This window comes from Gammaproteobacteria bacterium (assembly GCA_019911805.1).
Classification (GTDB): domain Bacteria; phylum Pseudomonadota; class Gammaproteobacteria; order Thiohalobacterales; family Thiohalobacteraceae; genus JAHJQQ01.
Map to the genome: position 1 here is coordinate 35,614 of JAIOJV010000118.1, position 17,297 is coordinate 52,910.

18 protein-coding genes and 1 tRNA gene are annotated in these 17,297 nt (G+C 61.7%); 2 read left to right on the forward strand and 17 right to left on the reverse strand.

The window, feature by feature from the left end:
- Window positions 1–51 precede the first annotated feature (51 nt).
- Window positions 52–264, forward strand: a complete 213-nt coding sequence (locus K8I04_15190) for a DUF2945 domain-containing protein (GenBank protein ID MBZ0073060.1) — start codon at window positions 52–54, stop codon at window positions 262–264.
- A 7-nt stretch (window positions 265–271) separates the two neighbouring features.
- Window positions 272–826, forward strand: a complete 555-nt coding sequence (locus K8I04_15195) for a DUF488 domain-containing protein (GenBank protein ID MBZ0073061.1) — start codon at window positions 272–274, stop codon at window positions 824–826.
- Between the two features lie 124 nt (window positions 827–950).
- Here the strand turns inward: K8I04_15195 and K8I04_15200 are convergent.
- The 17 genes from K8I04_15200 to ndhC all read right to left on the reverse strand — a co-directional run.
- Window positions 951–1,027, reverse strand: a tRNA-Met gene (locus K8I04_15200).
- Window positions 1,028–1,121: 94 nt separating this feature from the next.
- Window positions 1,122–1,454 carry a DUF2818 family protein gene (locus K8I04_15205; GenBank protein MBZ0073062.1) on the reverse strand — a complete coding sequence of 111 codons (333 nt, stop codon included), beginning with the start codon at window positions 1,452–1,454 and terminating at the stop codon, window positions 1,122–1,124.
- A gap of 27 nt (window positions 1,455–1,481) precedes the next feature.
- On the reverse strand, window positions 1,482–2,918 hold the full coding sequence (gene nuoN / locus K8I04_15210) for an NADH-quinone oxidoreductase subunit NuoN (protein ID MBZ0073063.1): 1,437 nt from the start codon (window positions 2,916–2,918) through the stop codon (window positions 1,482–1,484).
- A 164-nt stretch (window positions 2,919–3,082) separates the two neighbouring features.
- A complete protein-coding gene (locus tag K8I04_15215; protein ID MBZ0073064.1) occupies window positions 3,083–4,597 on the reverse strand; it encodes an NADH-quinone oxidoreductase subunit M in 1,515 nt (504 codons plus the stop codon).
- 126 nt (window positions 4,598–4,723) lie between these two features.
- Window positions 4,724–6,721, reverse strand: coding sequence for an NADH-quinone oxidoreductase subunit L (gene nuoL, locus K8I04_15220; protein MBZ0073065.1), 1,998 nt, complete (start codon window positions 6,719–6,721; stop codon window positions 4,724–4,726).
- A 3-nt stretch (window positions 6,722–6,724) separates the two neighbouring features.
- Window positions 6,725–7,030 carry an NADH-quinone oxidoreductase subunit NuoK gene (nuoK, locus tag K8I04_15225; protein MBZ0073066.1) on the reverse strand — a complete coding sequence of 102 codons (306 nt, stop codon included), beginning with the start codon at window positions 7,028–7,030 and terminating at the stop codon, window positions 6,725–6,727.
- 27 nt (window positions 7,031–7,057) lie between these two features.
- Window positions 7,058–7,471 (reverse strand): GxxExxY protein, encoded by a 414-nt coding sequence (locus tag K8I04_15230; GenBank protein MBZ0073067.1) that lies wholly within the window; start codon window positions 7,469–7,471, stop codon window positions 7,058–7,060.
- Window positions 7,472–7,525: 54 nt separating this feature from the next.
- Complete coding sequence (locus K8I04_15235) at window positions 7,526–8,131, reverse strand: NADH-quinone oxidoreductase subunit J (protein MBZ0073068.1); 606 nt, start codon at window positions 8,129–8,131, stop codon at window positions 7,526–7,528.
- 115 nt (window positions 8,132–8,246) lie between these two features.
- Window positions 8,247–8,735 carry an NADH-quinone oxidoreductase subunit NuoI gene (nuoI, locus tag K8I04_15240; GenBank protein ID MBZ0073069.1) on the reverse strand — a complete coding sequence of 163 codons (489 nt, stop codon included), beginning with the start codon at window positions 8,733–8,735 and terminating at the stop codon, window positions 8,247–8,249.
- Window positions 8,736–8,871: 136 nt separating this feature from the next.
- Entirely contained in the window at window positions 8,872–9,897 is a 1,026-nt protein-coding gene (nuoH, locus tag K8I04_15245) for an NADH-quinone oxidoreductase subunit NuoH (protein ID MBZ0073070.1), read from the reverse strand.
- Between the two features lie 201 nt (window positions 9,898–10,098).
- Window positions 10,099–12,483 carry an NADH-quinone oxidoreductase subunit NuoG gene (nuoG, locus tag K8I04_15250; protein MBZ0073071.1) on the reverse strand — a complete coding sequence of 795 codons (2,385 nt, stop codon included), beginning with the start codon at window positions 12,481–12,483 and terminating at the stop codon, window positions 10,099–10,101.
- A complete protein-coding gene (gene nuoF, locus K8I04_15255) occupies window positions 12,480–13,793 on the reverse strand; it encodes an NADH-quinone oxidoreductase subunit NuoF (GenBank protein ID MBZ0073072.1) in 1,314 nt (437 codons plus the stop codon). The genes nuoG and nuoF overlap by 4 nt, the downstream gene beginning before the upstream one ends.
- 91 nt (window positions 13,794–13,884) lie before the next feature.
- The gene (locus K8I04_15260) at window positions 13,885–14,379 is read right to left on the reverse strand and encodes an NAD(P)H-dependent oxidoreductase subunit E (protein ID MBZ0073073.1); all 495 of its coding nucleotides are present in this window, start codon (window positions 14,377–14,379) and stop codon (window positions 13,885–13,887) included.
- Window positions 14,380–14,495: 116 nt separating this feature from the next.
- Window positions 14,496–15,749: an NADH-quinone oxidoreductase subunit D gene (locus K8I04_15265; protein MBZ0073074.1), complete on the reverse strand. Its 1,254-nt coding sequence runs from the start codon at window positions 15,747–15,749 to the stop codon at window positions 14,496–14,498.
- Window positions 15,750–15,869: 120 nt separating this feature from the next.
- Window positions 15,870–16,610, reverse strand: coding sequence for an NADH-quinone oxidoreductase subunit C (locus K8I04_15270; GenBank protein MBZ0073075.1), 741 nt, complete (start codon window positions 16,608–16,610; stop codon window positions 15,870–15,872).
- A gap of 8 nt (window positions 16,611–16,618) precedes the next feature.
- Complete coding sequence (locus K8I04_15275) at window positions 16,619–17,083, reverse strand: NADH-quinone oxidoreductase subunit B (GenBank protein MBZ0073076.1); 465 nt, start codon at window positions 17,081–17,083, stop codon at window positions 16,619–16,621.
- A 17-nt stretch (window positions 17,084–17,100) separates the two neighbouring features.
- Window positions 17,101–17,297, reverse strand: a 197-nt coding sequence (ndhC, locus tag K8I04_15280; protein MBZ0073077.1) for an NADH-quinone oxidoreductase subunit A, incomplete at its 5' end; no start/stop codon positions are given.

Here is a 17,297-nt window from a genome sequence, read left to right on the forward strand (position 1 = left end):
CAACGTCGTTATAGATCGTGGCATGGACCGGCCAGATAAAGGAGGCCCACGATGAGCACATTCCGCATCGGTGATCATGTCCGCTGGAATTCCGAGGCGGGCCGGGTGAGCGGCACCATCATCAAGGTCCATACGCGGGATTTTCAATACAAGGGGCACACGCATCATGCCTCACCGGACGATCCGCAGTATGAGATCAAGAGCGATAAAACAGATCACATCGCCGCCCACAAGGGGAGTGCCTTGACGAAAACGGGACGTTGACCCACCCATGACCCGCAGTGTCTTCACCGTCGGCCATTCGACCCGCTCGCTGAGTGAGTTTGTCGAGCTGCTGCAACAGGCGGAGGTCGAACGGGTGGTGGATGTACGCGCCTTCCCCCACTCGCGCACCAACCCGCAATACAACCAGGAGCAGCTGCCTGACAGCCTCGCCCCGTTCGGGATCGGTTATACGCATATCCCCGAGCTCGGCGGACGCCGCGGACCGGCACGGCCGCCGGTCCCCGCCACGCTAAACGGCTTCTGGCACAACGCCAGCTTCCATCAGTATGCCGACTATGCCTTGTCCGATGAATTTCGTGTCGGGCTCGACCGTCTGATCGAGCTGGGGCAACACCAGACCTGTGCCATCATGTGCTCCGAGGCCGTCTGGTGGCGCTGTCACCGGCGCATCATCGCCGACTATCTGTTGCACCGCGACATCCCGGTGTATCACCTGATGGGCCGTGACCGCATCGTGCCGGCCAGGCCCACCGAGGCGGCCACCGGCCGCGATGACTATCGGCTGGTCTACCCACTCACGGAAAAGGATGCCCGGACATGAACAGAGGAAGTCAGAGCGGGCCTGGCCGTGCTGGGGTGATTCCCGCACAAATCCGCCACAACCATTCCGGGTTATTTCGCGCACAAAAAAATAGCCGCGTAAAGCGGCGTATTTTAAAGGGATTTGGTAGCGGGGGTAGGATTTGAACCTACGACCTTCGGGTTATGAGCCCGACGAGCTGCCAGACTGCTCCACCCCGCAATTGGAGAGCGCAGGAGTCTACCGGGGTGTGACGGGCTTTGCAAGTCGTTCAGAGGCTATTTCAGGACTATCCGCCAATCCCTTGTTTTCCCGCCTAACGACGCCGGCGCCTAGCCCGTTCCAGGTGGCCCTTCAGGTCGTAGCGGTAGATGAAGCCCGGCAGAGCAAACACCAGAAACAGACACAGGGTGACGGCATAGAACTCCCAGTCCTGGACATGGCGGCCACCAAAGCTCTTCTGCTCCAGGCCCAGCGCGATGCCCCCGACGATCACGTACAGCAGCAGCCATTCGGCCAAGCGCAGCCAGGGGCCCTTGACGCCGCCGGGTGCCGGAAACACGAACAGTACGCGCTCGCTCAACCAGGGGAGATTGGCCGCGACCACGGCCAGGATCAGCAGGCCCCATACGGCCAGGGAAAGGGACATCACCACACGACCTCTAGATAAATACGTTCAGCCGATGGCCGCGGCGCACGCGGCCAGCAACCCGCCCGGGAACACCCCGAGGGCCAGCATCGCCAGACCATTGATGCTCAGCCCGACCTGCAGGTCGGTCGCAGCCGTCAGCGGGGCCGGGTCCTCAGGCGGGTCAAAATACATCACTTTGACCACCCGCAGGTAGTAGAAGGCGCCGACGACGGAGAAGAACACCGCCACCAGGGCCAGCCACAGCAGATCGATGTCGATCACCGCCTCCAGCACCACCAGCTTGGCATAGAAGCCCACGGTCGGCGGCACCCCTGCCATGGAGAACATCAGCAGCAGCATCATGCCCGCGAACCATGGGTTACGTTCGTTGAGACCCTTGAAGTCGTCCAGGTTCTCCGCTTCGAAACCGGCGCGGCTCAGCAGCACGATCATACCGAAACTGCCGAGGGCCATGATCGCATAGATGATGGTGTAGAACATCGCCGCGGCATAACCGCCGGCAGTGCCGGCGAGCAGGCCCAGCAGCAAAAACCCCACATGGGAAATGGTCGAATAGGCCAGCATGCGCTTGAGGTTGGTCTGAGCGATGGCGACGATATTGCCGAGTGCCAGCGACAGCACCGCCAGGATGATGAGCATGCCGCCCCAGTCAGCCTGCACCCCGCCCAGTGCCTCGGTCAGCAGGCGCATGGCCATGGCGAAGGCGGCGATCTTGGGCGCGGTACCGACGTAGATCGTCACCGGTGTCGGCGCACCCTCATAGACGTCGGGCAGCCACATGTGAAAGGGCACGGCCCCGAATTTGAATGCCACCCCCAGCACGATGAAGCTCAGCGCGAAGATCAGCACCACATCATTCAGGCCACGCTCAGCCACCGCCTCCCCGACGACGGCGATGTCCAGACTGCCGGTGAGACCATAGAGGATGGAAATGCCGTAGAGCAGCATGCCCGAGGCCAGCGCGCCCAGCACGAAATATTTCATGGCCGCCTCGGTGGCACGGCCGTCGTCGCGGCTGAAGGCGACCAGCGCATACAGCGACAACGACAGCAATTCCAGGCCGAGGTAGATGGTCAGAAAGTTGTGCGCCGATACCAGCACCAGCATGCCAAGCATGCCGAACAACCCGAGCACGTAGTACTCACCCTTGAACAGCCCGCGCACCTCCAGATAGTCGCGTGCATACAGGAACGCGCCGAAGGTCATAACGTAGATGAACGTCTTCAGCAAGGTCGCCATGGGATCGGCGACGAAGGTCCCGTTCAGCACCACCTGCGTCCCCTCGCCCGCCCCCGCCAGGGTCAGCGCCAGCGCCCCGACCAGCGTCGCCTGCGCCAACCAGTACGACACCACCCGGTTGCGATCATGCAGAAACAGATCCAGCACCAGCACCACGCAGGCCATGGTGAGCACCCAGATCTCCGGCAGCAGCGGCACGAACTCGGTTATCGCGATGGTCATAATTATGTATCTCTAAATTCTTTAACCACAAAGGACACGAAGGACACGAAGGACACAAAAAATACAATCTGCTAAATCACCACAGCACTTCGTCGCACAGGCACTGCAGTCCGCCATTTACGTTTCATCGACTTCCTTCGTGTCCTTTGTGGTTACCAAAAACATCACAGCTTCGACACCATCAGGTGCTGCAGCAGGTTGGCGATGCTGGCGTGCATGACCTCGAACAGCGGCGCCGGGTACAGGCCGAGCCAGAGCACGGCGATGGCCAGGGCGCTGAGGACCAGAAACTCGCGCGGATTCAGGTCCTGAAGTTGCGCGACGGTGTCGTTGGCGACCGCACCGAAGACCACGCGCTTGACCAGCCACAGGCTGTAGGCCGCGCCCAGAATCAGGGTCGTCGCGGCCAGGAAGGCGAACCAGAAATTGGCCTTGAAACTCGCCAGGATCACCGTGAACTCGCCGACGAAGCCCGAAGTGCCCGGCAGGCCCGAGTTGGCCATCGAAAACAGCACCATGAAAGCGGCGAACACCGGCATGGTGTTCACCACACCGCCATAGTCGGCGATCCGGCGACTGTGCGTGCGGTCATAGAGCACGCCGACGCACAGGAACAGCGCCGCCGAGATGAACCCGTGCGAGATCATCTGCACCATGCCGCCCTCCATGCCCAGCGCACTCCCCTGGATGCTGCCGGTGTTCTCCAGGATGGCGAAGGTGAGGAAGAAGCCCAGGGTGGCGAAGCCCATGTGGGCAATGGACGAATAGGCGATCAGCTTCTTCATATCCTCCTGGACGATCGCCACGAAGCTGATGTAGACGATTGCAATGAGCGACATGGCAATGATCAACCAGTCGAGTTCATGACTGGCATCGGGCGTGATCGGCAGTGAGAAGCGCAGGAAACCGTAGCCACCGATCTTCAGCATGACCGCCGCCAGGATCACCGAACCACCGGTCGGGGCCTCGACATGCGCATCCGGCAGCCAGGTGTGCACCGGCCACATCGGCACCTTGACCGCAAAGGCCAGCAGAAAGGCGATGAAGATCAGGATCTGCTCGGTCAGCCCGAGCCTCAGCACGTGGAAGTCGAGGATGCCAAAGCTGCCGGATTGATAGTACAGGTAGATGAGGGCGACCAGCATGACCACCGACCCCAAGAAGGTGTAGAGAAAGAACTTGAGGGTCGCATACACGCGCCGCGGTCCGCCCCAGATCCCGATGATCAGGAACATCGGGATCAGCATGCCCTCCCAGAACACGTAGAACAACATCGCATCCAGGGCGGCGAACACACCGATCATCAGGCCTTCCATGATCAGGAAGGAGGCCATGTACTGTGCAACGCGGGTCTTGATCACCCCCCAGCCGGCCAGCACCACGAGCACGGTACTGAAGGTGGTCAGCAGGATGAGCGGCATGGAGATACCGTCCACCCCCAGGTGGTAATGGATGTTGTAGGTCCCGACCCAGACGGTCTTCTCAACGAACTGCATGTCCGCAGTCGTGCTATCAAACGCGGTGTACAGCGGGATACTGAGCAGGAAGGTCGCCAGCGCCACGATCAGTGCCACCGTACGCCCGCCCCAGGGCTCCTTGTCCCCCGCGAGCAGGGTCGCGAACCCACCGAGGATCGGCACCCAGATCAGCAGACTGAGAAGCGGCAAGTCGAACGGCATCGGGTTATTCCTAGTTATTCACATTCAAACCACTAAGGACACGAAGGACACAAAGGAAAGCATTATTGTTGAATAAACATTCATTAACTTCGTGTCCTTTGTGTCCTTCGTGGTTAATGACGCCGTTCACCGCACGAACAGCAGCCAGGAGAGCATCGCCAGCAGGCCCAGGATCATGGCGAAGGCGTAGGTGTAGAGGTATCCCGTCTGCACCCGTCGCGCGACGCCGGCGAACCAGCCCACCATCCTGGCGCTGCCGTTGACTACCAGCCCGTCGATAATGACCACGTCACCGATGCGCCACAGCAACTGGCCGATACCGCGCGCACCGCCGGTAAACACCGCCCGGTTGAAGTCATCGGCGTAGTACTTGTTGATCAGCAGTTCATAGACGAAGCCAGCCTTGTCCCGCGCCTTGTCCGCCAGTGCCGGGTTCTTTATATAGACATACCAGGCGGTGATCAGACCGCCCATGGCCAGCCAGAAGGGTAATGCCTGGATGCCGTGCGTCACGTAGCCCCACACGCCGTGATAACTCTCACCCAGGCGGGCGAGTACATCGTGCTGCGACGCCACCTGGATCGCATCTTGGAAGTAGTCACCAAACAGCACCGGACCGATCACGTAACCGGCGATCACCGACGGGATGGCCAACAGGATCAGCGGCACGGTCACCACCGCCGGGCTCTCGCGCGGCGGTCCGCCGTGGCCATGCGCATCCTGTCCCTGACCCTCGGCATGCGGGTGCGCAGCGTGGCGATCAAAGCGCTCTTTACCGTGGAACACCAGGAAGAACATACGAAAGCTGTACAGCGCGGTGACGAACACGCCGGCCAGCACGGCGAAATAGGCGAAGCCTGAACCGGCGATCTGTGAATGATGCACCGCCTCGATGATGGCATCCTTGGAGAAGAAGCCGGACATCCCCGGAAAGGCGATCAGGGCCAGTGACCCGATCAGGGTCGTCCAATAGGTGATGGGCATGTATTTACGCAGGCCGCCCATCCTGCGCATGTCCTGCTCATGGTGCAGGGCGATGATGACCGAACCGGCGGCGAGGAACAGCAGCGCCTTGAAGAACGCATGGGTCATCAGATGGAAGATACCCGCAGCGTACGCCGAGGCACCCAGCGCCACGGTCATGTAGCCCAGCTGCGACAGTGTGGAATAGGCGATCACGCGCTTGATGTCATGCTGCACCAGGCCGAGGAACCCCATGAACAGGGCCGTGATCGCGCCGATGACCAGCATGAAGCTCAGCGCCGTCTCCGACAGCTCGAACAGGGGCGACATGCGTGCCACCATGAAGATACCCGCGGTAACCATGGTCGCGGCATGGATCAGGGCGGAGATCGGTGTCGGGCCTTCCATGGAATCCGGCAGCCAGACGTGCAGCGGCACCTGCGCCGACTTGCTCATCGCGCCGAGGAACAGCAGGATGCAGACCACCGACAACATGGACCAGTCATGTCCCGGGAAGATCTGCAGGGTCACATCGGTCATGGTCGGTGCGGCGGCGAATATGTCCCAGTAGTCGAGGCTGTTGAAATACGTCAGTACCGCGGCGATACCGAGGAGAAACCCGAAGTCGCCGACGCGGTTGACCAGAAAGGCCTTGAGATTGGCGGCGATCGCCGTCGGCCGGGTGTACCAGAAGCCGATCAACAGGTAGGACACCAAACCCACCGCCTCGAAGCCGAAGAACAGTTGCAGAAAGTTGTTCGACATCACCAGCATGAGCATGGCAAAGGTGAACAGGGCGATGTAGCTGAAGAAGCGCTGATAGCCCGGATCATCGGCCATGTACCCGATGGTGTAGATGTGCACCATCAGCGACACGAAGCTCACCACCAGCATCATCAGTACGCTGAGCCGGTCGATCAGGAAACCGATTTCAAATTGGATCCCGTCGGACAGGGCCCACATGTACAGCGAACCGTTGTAGTCTGCCGCACCGTCCAGGACGTGGTATTTGAATACCCACAACGACAGCAGGAAGGACACGGCCACACCCAGGGTGGTCACCCAGTGCGCGCCGGCACGGCCGATCTGCCTGCCGAACAGCCCGGCGAGGATGGCGCCCGCGAGTGGCGCCAGCGGTATGGCGAGATAGACGTTTTCCATGCCCTAGCCCTTCATGCTGTCGAGATCCTCGACGTTGATGCCGCGCCGGTTGCGGAACAGCACCACCAGGATGGCCAGCCCGATGGCCGCCTCGGCCGCCGCCACCGTCAGGATGAAGAATACGAACACCTGCCCGGCGAGATCATCGAGGAAATGCGAGAAGGCGATGAAGTTCATATTCACCGCCAGCAGCATCAACTCGATGGCCATCAGCAGAATGATGACGTTCTTGCGGTTGAGAAAGATCCCCGCCACGCTCAGCGCGAACAGGATGGCCCCCAACACCAGATAATCCGACAGCGCGATCATTGTTCTACTTCCACCAAAACCCCACTCTTACCGCAAAGGACGCAAAGGTACGCGAAGGAAATCATTGCTGTTTATGACCCGCCTGATCCCATCCTTCATTCGGAGTACATTGAAGTTCAACAGATATCCCAGCCTCACCCGACTCAATCTCAAATACGTCAACACCTGGCTGACATGCAGTGGCAGTACCTGTTCGACCGCCTTCAACTCCACGATCACACGATCACCAACCAGCAGATCGATGCGATAACCCGCATCCAGGTCCAATCCAGCGTAGCGCACCGGCAAAGGAACCTGCCGTTTCACGTCAATCTGCAGCTGGCGCAACTCGTGTAGCAGGCAGATCTCATACGTGCTTTCCAGCAACCCGGGGCCGAGCCCCGAATGCACTTTCAGGGCGCAGCCGATGATCTGCCGCCCAAGCTCTTCCTCGTCTTCCATAGACTCGCATTCCTTTGCGCGCCTTCGCGTCCTTTGCGGTAACAGTTGTCCTTGTTAGTCGCTCTTCTCCGCCTCCATCTTCACCAGGCGGATGCGGTCGCCGGGCTTGACTGAGACCTGCCTGGTGGGGTCCTGGTGCTTGGTGCCCGCGCGGTGGCGCAGGGTGAGGACGATGGCGGCGATGATGGCGACCAGCAGGATGACCGCGGCGATCTCGAACGGATAGACGTAATCGGTATACAGCACGCGGCCCAGTTCGCGGGTGTTGCTGTAGTCGGCCGCCTTCGCCACTGGCCTGGCGACCTGATCCAGTCCGAAGTTCTTTACCCCGACGATCAGCGCCATCTCAATGACGATCAGCACCGCCACGGTCAGTCCCACCGGCAGGTAACGGATGAAGCCTTCCTTGAGCGGCGCGACATTGATATCGAGCATCATGACCACGAACAGGAACAGCACCATGACTGCACCGACGTAGACCAGCACCAGGGCAATGGCGAGGAACTCTGCCTCCAGCAGCAGCCACAGCCCGGCGCTGCTGAAGAACGCCAGTACCAGATGCAGGGCCGCATGCACCGGGTTGCGCACCGAAACCACCCGGACCGCTGCAAACACCAGGATCACCGCCAGCACCCAGAAAACAAATTTCTCAAAGGTCATTTTTATTGACTCTTACTTACATTCACTAACCACAAAGGACACTAAGGACACTAAGATTTTTATATGAAAAAAGATTTTCCTTTGTGCCCTTGGTGTCCGTTGTGGTTTAAAAAACCTATCGATACGCCGCGTCCGCCGCACGGTCGGCGGCGAGCTGGGATTCGTACTTGTCGCCGATGGCCAGGAGTTTTTCCTTGGTCATGATCTGCTCGCCGCGGTTTTCGAAGTGGTATTCGAAGATGCGTGTCTCGACGATGGAGTCGACCGGGCAGGATTCCTCACAGAATCCACAGAAGATGCACTTGAACAGATCGATGTCGTAGCGCGTGGTGCGGCGTGTGCCATCCTCGCGTGGGGCGGCCTCGATGGTGATGGCCAGCGCCGGGCAGACTGCCTCGCACAGCTTGCAGGCGATGCAGCGCTCCTCACCGTTCGCATAGCGGCGCAGCGCGTGCAGGCCACGGAAGCGTGGCGACTGCGGGGTCTTCTCCTCCGGGTACTGCACGGTGATCTTGCGCGCGAACAGATAGCGGCCGGTCAGGTGCAAGCCCTGGAACAACTCCCAGAGCAACAGGCTTTTGAAATACCGTTTGATCGCGTTCATTGCATTCGGCCTTCAACACATGAACCACGAAGGACACGAAGTTCTTCACATGTCAAAACCCGGTTGGCCCTGAATTCATTCATGCCTTCGTGTCCTTCGTGTCCTTCGTGGTTAAAGCATCGCATCGGAACGCACCTCAGTCGAACCAGGGACCAAGACCCGCCATGATCGCCGCAGCGATGACGACCAGCCAGGCGATGGTCAATGGGATGAATACCTTCCAACCCAGGCGCATGATCTGATCGTAGCGGTAGCGTGGGAAGGTGGCGCGAAACCACAGGAAGAAGAACAGGAAGAAACTGATCTTCGCCAGCAGCCAGAAGATGCCCGGCACCCAGGCGAAGGCCGTCCCGAGCACGGGAATGCCCTGAAAGGGCGACAGCCAGCCACCGGCGAACATGATGGCGGTGAGTGTCGCGATCAGGATCATATTGGCGTATTCGGCCAGGAAGAACACCGCGAAGCTGGCACCCGAGTATTCGACGTGGAAGCCGGCCACGATCTCCGATTCACCCTCAGCCACGTCGAAGGGCGCGCGATTGGTCTCGGCCACGCCGGCGATGAAATAGATCACGCACAGCGGCAGCAGCGGCAGCCAGAACCAGTGGACCAGGCTGCCCTCCTGGGCACGCACGATGTCACCGAGGTTGAGGCTGCCGGCGGCCATGAGCACGCCGACCAGAGCGAAGCCCATGGCGATCTCGTAGGCGACCATCTGCGCGGCCGAGCGCATCGCACCCAGCAGGGCGTATTTCGAGTTCGAGGCCCAGCCCGCGATGATGACGCCGTAGATCCCGACCGAGGTCAGCGCCAGGATGTACAACAGGCCGGCGTCGACATCGGCGAGTACCATGCCGTCATCGAAGGGGATCACCGCCCAGGCCGCCAGCGCCGGACCGATGGACAGAATGGGTGCGAGGATGAACAGGAAGCGGTTGGCATTGCGCGGAACGATCACCTCCTTCATCAACAGCTTCACCGCATCGGCGATGGGCTGCAGCCAACCCCGCGGCCCGACGCGGTTCGGTCCGATGCGCACCTGCATATAGCCGATGATCTTGCGCTCGGCGAAGGTCAGATAGGCCACCGCGACCATGAGCGGCACCATGATGGCGACAATCTTGGCCAGTATCAGTCCGACTTGGAGGATCGTGTCCCACATGATTCTAGTTGCCGTCGCTGCCTGCTGTGCTGAAAGAATTCATTTGCCACGGAAACACACGGAACAACACGGAAGAATGCAACGACGGCGATTCTCGAAGCGATGGGCCTCGACCACCGCGCCGGGAGGCGTCGTACGAGCCTCTTCTATAGAGCCTTTCCGTGTGCTTCCGTGTGTTTCCGTGGCCATTGAGTCTTGCGTTCACGGTGCCGGCCCGAGCTCGACGTGGCCGAACGCCGGCCCCAGGTGCGCGCTGCCCGGCCGCGCGGCGACGATCTGGGCTGCGCCATCCGGTACACGGTCGTCGATCACCAGTGCCAGGACCGCGGTGGCAGCGCCCTGCGTCACCTGGACGTTGCCGCTCAGGCCCAGCCGCGCCGCCTCGGCGGCATTTACGCGCACCACGGCGTCCGCCGCATCGGTCATGGCCTGCAACGGTCCCGAGTGCCGCACCAGCGCATCACTCGCATACAGGGGCACGTCGCCAATACGTTCCAGGCCTGCGTTGGTTTCGGGCCGGGCAAGGGCGCCGGCGACGCGCGCGTGACTTGGACGACGTTCATCGACCCGCGTGCGCAGCTCGTCGCGCACCGCCTCGGAGCTCTGGTAGTCGAAATCTTCCAGATCCAGCAGGTTACCCAGTACGCGCAACACCTTCCAGCCGGGGCGTGTTCCACCGCGGGGACGCGCGGCGCCGGCAAAACTCTGCCAGCGGCCTTCACCATTGACGAAGGTACCGGAGGTCTCGCTGAACGGTGCGAGCGGCAACAGGATGTCCGCCTGCGCACGCAAGCCCGCGGAGGCGAAGGCCGTGAACGCGACGACACTGGCGGCCGCGGCCAGCGCACGGTGGGCCAGCGCGGCGTCGGCGAAGTCGGCTTCGGGTTCGCAGCCGAACAGTATATAGGTCTTGCGCGGCGCGGCCAGCTGCGCCTGTGCATCCAGCCCCGGCGTTGCACGCGCTTCGCCGCCGGGTGCGCGGTGCGGCAGCACCCCGGCCAGCCAGGCGCCGGCGCCGTTGGGTCCGTCGGAGAGAAAGCCGACACGTATGTCGGCGACCTCACCGATCAGCAGTGCCAGGGCCCGCAGGGCGCTGGCCGCCGGATGCATCTGCGCCGTGAGGCCCAGCAGCAGCATACCGCGTTCGGCAGCGGACAGCGCCTGCGCGATGGCCTCATGGCGTGGCGTCGGCGTGGCACTGTCGAGCAACCCCTGCAGGTCCGCCGGTGCGCGGGTGTTGCGCAACCCCAGCAGTGCCGCCGTCACCGCGGCCAGCTCCGCGACCAGGGCCGAGGGCCGGACGGCGATCTGATCGGCCAGATCGAAATTGAACTCGTAAGCGACCGGGTTGAGGGCAAAGACACGCGCCCCGGCGAGTGCCGCCTTGCGCAGGCGGTGCCCGACGATGGGCTGTTCCTTGCGCGGATTCGCACCGATCAGCAGCACCGCGTCGCGGCTTTCGAGATCGGCCAGCGGCCCGCCCAGCCAGGGGTGCAGGCTCAGGCGGTCCTGGTCGGTGAAATCCGTCTGCCGCAGGCGATGATCGATGTGGGCGCAGCCCAGGCCGGCGGCGACCCGTGCCAGCAGATAGGCCTCCTCCAGCGTCGCCGTCGGACTCACCAGGATACCCAGCTCATCACCTGCGGTACTGCGCAAGGTCTCGGCCACGGCCTGCAGCGCACTTTCCCAGTCGACGGTCTGCCACTGGCCATCGATCTTGCGCTGCGGCGCGGTCAGGCGCTGCGGGTGCTCCAGGCCGTGGCAGCTGAAGCGGTCACGGTCGGACAGCCAGACTTCATTGATCTCTTCGTTATCACGCGGCACGGCGCGCATCACCTCGCTGCGGCGGGTATGCACATAGAGGTTGGAGCCGACACAGTCGTGCGGTGCGATGGAGGCGTGCTGGGTCAGCTCCCAGGCACGCGCCCGGAAGCGGAACGGCTTGGAGGTCAGCGCGCCCACCGGGCAGACGTCGATGATGTTGCCGGACAGCTCCGATTCGACGGCGCGCTCGACATAGGTGCCGATCTCGAGGTGCTCGCCGCGGCCGGTGCCGCCGAGCTCCTTGTGGCCGGCGATCACCTCCAGGAAGCGTATGCAGCGGGTGCAATGGATGCAGCGCGTCATCTCGGTGGCGATCAGCGGACCGATGTCCTTGTCCTTGATCACGCGCTTGGCCTCGGCGAAACGCGATACGTCGCGGCCGTAGCCCAGCGCCAGATCCTGCAGCTCACATTCGCCGCCCTGGTCGCAGATCGGGCAGTCCAGCGGGTGATTGATGAGCAGGAACTCCATCACCGCCTTTTGTGCCTGGCGGGCGTAATCGGAGTGGGTGTAGATCTTCATGCCGTCGGCGACCGGTGTGGCGCAGGCCGGCAGCGGCTTGTTCACCTTCTCCACCTGTATCAGGCACATGCGGCAGTTGGCCGCGATCGGCAGTTTGTTGTGATAACAGAAGCGCGGCACGTCGATGCCATGGGCATCGGTGACCTCGATGATCATCTGGCCCTTGCGTGCCGTGTACGGCCGACCATCGATCTCGACGTTGACGGTCTCGGCGGCGGGCACCTCCGCTTTGGCGCTCATGCCACGACCCCCGCCCGCGCGCCGCGTTCCGCGCCCGGGCCGACCATGCAGCGGCCGTGCGCCACGTGATATTCGAATTCGTGGCGGAAGTGCTTCAGAAAGCTCTGCACCGGCCAGGCGGCGGCCTCGCCGAAGGCACAGATAGTGTGGCCCTCGATCTGGCCGGCGGCACTCACCAGCAGATCCAGGTCCTCGGGACGCCCCTGCCCTTCCTCGATGCGCTTGACCACGCGGTACATCCAGCCGGTACCCTCGCGGCAGGGCGTGCACTGGCCACAGGATTCGGCGTAGTAGAAGCGAGAGATGCGCATCAGCGCCTTGACCATGCAGACGGAATCGTCCATCACGATCATGCCGGCCGAGCCCAGCCCGGAGCCGGCCTTGGCCAGCGAGTCATAGTCCAGATCCACATCCATGATGGTCGCGGCGGGCAGCACCGGCATGGACGAGCCGCCGGGGATGACGGCCTTCAAGGTATGCCCGTCGCGCACGCCGCCGGCCATCTCCAGGAGATCGCGGAACGGTGTACCCATGCGCACCTCGTAGTTGCCGGGACGGTTCACGTGCCCGGACACACAGAAGATCTTGCTGCCACCGTTATTGGGCTTACCCAGGCTCAGAAACCAGTCGCCGCCGTTGCGCATGATCGCCGGCACCGAGGCCAGGCTCTCGGTGTTGTTGATGGTGGTCGGCCGGCCGTAGAGGCCGAAATTGGCCGGGAACGGCGGTTTGAAACGAGGCAGGCCCTTCTTGCCCTCCAGCGATTCCAGCAGCGCGGTCTCCTCGCCACAGATGTAGGCACCGGCGCCGAGATAGCTGTGGAGCTCCAGATCGATACCCGAACCCTGGATGTCCGTGCCCAGCAGGCCGGCGTCATAGGCCTCCCGCAGCGCGGTCTCGAAACGCTGGTAGGGCTCGTGATGGAACTCGCCGCGCATGTAGTTATAGCCGACGGTGGCGCCGATGGCGTAGCCGCCGATGGCCATGCCCTCGATCAGCGCATGCGGGTTGAAGCGCAGGATATCGCGGTCCTTGCAGGTGCCCGGCTCGGATTCGTCGGAGTTGCAGACGATGTACTTCTGTACCGGCGCCGTGCGCGGCATGAAGCTCCACTTCAACCCGGTCGGAAAACCCGCCCCGCCACGTCCGCGCAGACCGGATTTCTTGACCTCGTCGATGATCACCTCGGCCGGCGTCTTCTCGGCCAGGATCTTCTTCCACGCCTGATAGCCGCCCGTCTTGAGATAGTTCTCAAGCGTCCAGGGCTGATCGTACTGCAGCGTCGCGAAACAGACTTCGTTGGATTTCATCAAAATCTCTCATGGCCACGGAAGCACACGGAAAGGCACCGCATGAATCCTACCGATTTCCGTGTGTTGCTGTGTGCTTCCGTGGCCATTGTCATTTCAGCTCGTCCAGGATCTGGTCGACCTTCTCGATGGTCAGATGCTCGTGATAATGCCCGTTCACTGTCATCATCGGGGCACCGACGCAGGCGGCCAGGCACTCCTCCTCGTACTTGAGAAAAATGCGGCCGTCCGCTGTGCTTTCGCCGCGACGGACACCGAGCTTCTTTTCCACATGTTCGACCAGGCCGTCGGCACCACACAGCATGCAGGAGATGTTGGTGCAGATCGCCACGGTATTGCGACCGACCGGTCGGGTCTCGAGCATCGAATAGAAGCTCGCGACCTCATAGACCGATACCTGCGGCATGTCCAGGTACTCGGCGACCGCATCCATCGCCGCCACACTCACATGGCCGGCCTCGTGCTGCACCGCATGCAGTGCCGCCAGCACCGCCGACGCCTTCCGCTCCGGCGGAAACTTGGTCAGCCAGTGGTCGATCTCGGCGCGGACCTCGGCACTCAGCGATGCTTTTTGCTGCACGTCCATCAAAACCTCGTTTACCACGAAGGACACAAAGGACACGAAGGAACCATTATTTCAAAAATAATAATTCGTTCTGATTTCCTTTGTGCCCTTCGTGTCCTTTGTGGTTAAAGTCATCATTACCGATCGATCTCGCCGAAGACGATGTCCTGGGTGCCGATGATGGCCACTACGTCCGGGAGCATGTGGCCACGGACCATCTCGTCCAGCGCCGCCAGATGCGCGAAGCCCGGTGCGCGTACCTTCAGACGATAGGGTTTGTTGGCACCGTCCGAGATCAGATACACGCCGAATTCACCCTTGGGGTGCTCCACCGCCGCGTAGGCCTCGCCCTTGGGCACACAATAGCCTTCCGTGAACAGCTTGAAGTGATAGATAAGGGACTCCATATCGGCCTTCATCTCTTCGCGGCGTGGTGGCGTGATCTTGCGGTCTTCGAGCAGTACCGGACCGGGGTTGGCGCGCAGCCAGTCGACGCATTGCCGGATGATACGGTTGGACTGGCGCATCTCCTCCATGCGCACCAGATAGCGATCGTAGCAGTCACCGTTGCGGCCCACCGGGATGTCGAAATCCATACGGTCGTAGACCTCGTAGGGCTGCTTCTTGCGCAGATCCCAGGCGATGCCGGAACCGCGCAGCATGGGGCCGGTGAAGCCCAGCTGCTGGGCGCGCTCGGGCGAGACCACGCCGATACCGACGGTGCGCTGCTTCCAGATGCGGTTGTCCGTCAGCAGCACCTCATAATCGTCGATGCAGGCCGGGAAACGCTCGGTGAAATCCTGGATGAAATCCAGCATCGAGCCCTCGCGATTGGTGTTCAGACGCCGTACCTCGTCACCGCTGCGCCACTTGGATTCCTGATATTTGGGCATGGTATCCGGCAGGTCGCGATAGACGCCGCCGGGGCGGTAATAGGTCGCATGCATGCGCGTACCGGAGACCGCCTCATAGCAGTCCATCAGATCCTCACGCTCACGGAAGGCGTACAGGAACACGGTCATGGCCCCAATGTCCAGCGAGTGTGCCCCGAGCCACATTAAATGGTTCAGGACGCGCGTGATCTCGTCGAACAGGACGCGGATATACTGTGCACGCAGTGGCGGCTCGATACCGAGCAGCTTCTCGATGGCCAGCACATAACCGTGTTCGTTACACATCATGGACACGTAATCGAGCCGGTCCATATAGCCGATGCTCTGGTTGTACGGCTTACTCTCGGCCAGTTTCTCGGTGGCGCGGTGCAGCAGTCCGATGTGCGGATCGGCACGCTGAATCACCTCGCCGTCCATCTCCAGCACCAGGCGCAACACACCATGCGCCGCCGGATGCTGCGGACCGAAGTTCATGGTATAGCTTCTGATCTCAGGCATATCGTGTCGCTTTGCTCAGATACAAGATACAAGTGACAAGATACAAGCAAAGAACGCTTCCAGGATACCAGTTGCTTTACTTGCGTCTTGCATCTTGTTTCTTGTATCTCTCTCGCAGAATCATGAAGGTTTCGGTACGGATTCCGAATCAGCCATATTCACTTCGGAACGCCTCCGCATCTCCTCGCGGATCACCTTCGGTACCAGCACGCGCGGTTCGATGCTGACCGGTTCGTAGACGACGCGCTGCCGCTCGGGGTCGTAGCGCACCTCGACGTTGCCCGACAGTGGGAAATCCTTGCGGAACGGGTGACCGATGAAACCGTAATCGGTCAGGATACGGCGCAGATCGGGGTGGCCGTCGAAGATGATGCCATAGAGGTCGAAGGCCTCGCGTTCGAACCAGTTCGCCGCGGCCCAGACGTCGATCACCGAGGGGATCACGGGCAATTCTTCGTCGGGCGCGAAGCAGCGCAGGCGCAGGCGCCGGTTATGGCTGATCGACAGCAGGTGATAGACCGCGGCGAAGCGTAACGCCCGGGCCGGCCGTTCGACGGAGAGGTCCGCGTCGTCCTGGCGCAGATGGCCGGCGGTGTGCGCATCGACGCCGCGGCTGAACCCCTGACCGGATGACTCCACGGTCGACCATTCGTCGATGCCATACTCGGAATAGTCCACACCGCAGACGTCGATGAGGAGGGTGAATTCGAAATCGGGGTGGTGACGCAACGTCCGGCAGACTTCCAACAGCCGCTCGGGTGCGACCACCGCGGTCACCTCACCCAGATCCAGCGTCGCTGACTCGATCCCCTCGCCCAGGGTTTCCTGTATCTGTTCCAGCAACTGCTCGGCTCGGCTCATGATCGGACTCAGCGGGCGATGGTGTTGGTACGGCGGATCTTGTTCTGCAATTGCAGAATGCCGTAGAGCAGGGCCTCGGCGGTCGGCGGGCAGCCCGGCACGTACACGTCCACCGGCACGATGCGATCGCAACCGCGGACAACGGAGTAGGAATAGTGATAATAGCCGCCGCCGTTGGCACATGAGCCCATGGAGATCACCCACTTCGGCTCAGGCATCTGGTCGTAGACCTTGCGCAAGGCAGGGGCCATCTTGTTGGTCAGCGTCCCGGCGACGATCATCACGTCGGACTGCCTCGGACTGGGACGGAAAATGACCCCGAAGCGGTCAAGGTCATAGCGTGCCGCGCCCGCATGCATCATTTCCACGGCACAGCAGGCCAAGCCGAACGTCATGGGCCAGAGTGACCCGGTACGCGCCCAGTTGACCAGATCATCGATCTTGGTCACGACAAAGCCGCGTTGCTGCAGCATCTCAGGCGGGCTCTGCGTCAATCCCACTCGAGTGCCCCCTTCTTCCATTCATAGACGAAGCCGACCACCAGTACGGCCAGGAAGATCCCCATGGATACCAGACCCGCAAGGCCAAGGGTGTCGAGTGCAACGGCCCAAGGAAACAGAAAGGCAATTTCCAGGTCGAACACAATGAACAGGATCGCCACGAGGTAATAGCGGACGTCGAACTTCA

Bases quoted from the DNA above. Each gene is read 5' to 3' on its own strand.
- K8I04_15190 (MBZ0073060.1), top strand. From the start codon at position 52: ATGAGCACATTCCGCATCGGTGATCATGTCCGCTGGAATTCCGAGGCG.
- K8I04_15195 (MBZ0073061.1), top strand. From the start codon at position 272: ATGACCCGCAGTGTCTTCACCGTCGGCCATTCGACCCGCTCGCTGAGT.
- K8I04_15205 (MBZ0073062.1), bottom strand. From the start codon at position 1,454: ATGTCCCTTTCCCTGGCCGTATGGGGCCTGCTGATCCTGGCCGTGGTC.
- nuoN (MBZ0073063.1), bottom strand. From the start codon at position 2,918: ATGACCATCGCGATAACCGAGTTCGTGCCGCTGCTGCCGGAGATCTGG.
- K8I04_15215 (MBZ0073064.1), bottom strand. From the start codon at position 4,597: ATGCCGTTCGACTTGCCGCTTCTCAGTCTGCTGATCTGGGTGCCGATC.
- nuoL (MBZ0073065.1), bottom strand. From the start codon at position 6,721: ATGGAAAACGTCTATCTCGCCATACCGCTGGCGCCACTCGCGGGCGCC.
- nuoK (MBZ0073066.1), bottom strand. From the start codon at position 7,030: ATGATCGCGCTGTCGGATTATCTGGTGTTGGGGGCCATCCTGTTCGCG.
- K8I04_15230 (MBZ0073067.1), bottom strand. From the start codon at position 7,471: ATGGAAGACGAGGAAGAGCTTGGGCGGCAGATCATCGGCTGCGCCCTG.
- K8I04_15235 (MBZ0073068.1), bottom strand. From the start codon at position 8,131: ATGACCTTTGAGAAATTTGTTTTCTGGGTGCTGGCGGTGATCCTGGTG.
- nuoI (MBZ0073069.1), bottom strand. From the start codon at position 8,735: ATGAACGCGATCAAACGGTATTTCAAAAGCCTGTTGCTCTGGGAGTTG.
- nuoH (MBZ0073070.1), bottom strand. From the start codon at position 9,897: ATGTGGGACACGATCCTCCAAGTCGGACTGATACTGGCCAAGATTGTC.
- nuoG (MBZ0073071.1), bottom strand. From the start codon at position 12,483: ATGAGCGCCAAAGCGGAGGTGCCCGCCGCCGAGACCGTCAACGTCGAG.
- nuoF (MBZ0073072.1), bottom strand. From the start codon at position 13,793: ATGAAATCCAACGAAGTCTGTTTCGCGACGCTGCAGTACGATCAGCCC.
- K8I04_15260 (MBZ0073073.1), bottom strand. From the start codon at position 14,379: ATGGACGTGCAGCAAAAAGCATCGCTGAGTGCCGAGGTCCGCGCCGAG.
- K8I04_15265 (MBZ0073074.1), bottom strand. From the start codon at position 15,749: ATGCCTGAGATCAGAAGCTATACCATGAACTTCGGTCCGCAGCATCCG.
- K8I04_15270 (MBZ0073075.1), bottom strand. From the start codon at position 16,610: ATGAGCCGAGCCGAGCAGTTGCTGGAACAGATACAGGAAACCCTGGGC.
- K8I04_15275 (MBZ0073076.1), bottom strand. From the start codon at position 17,083: ATGCTGCAGCAACGCGGCTTTGTCGTGACCAAGATCGATGATCTGGTC.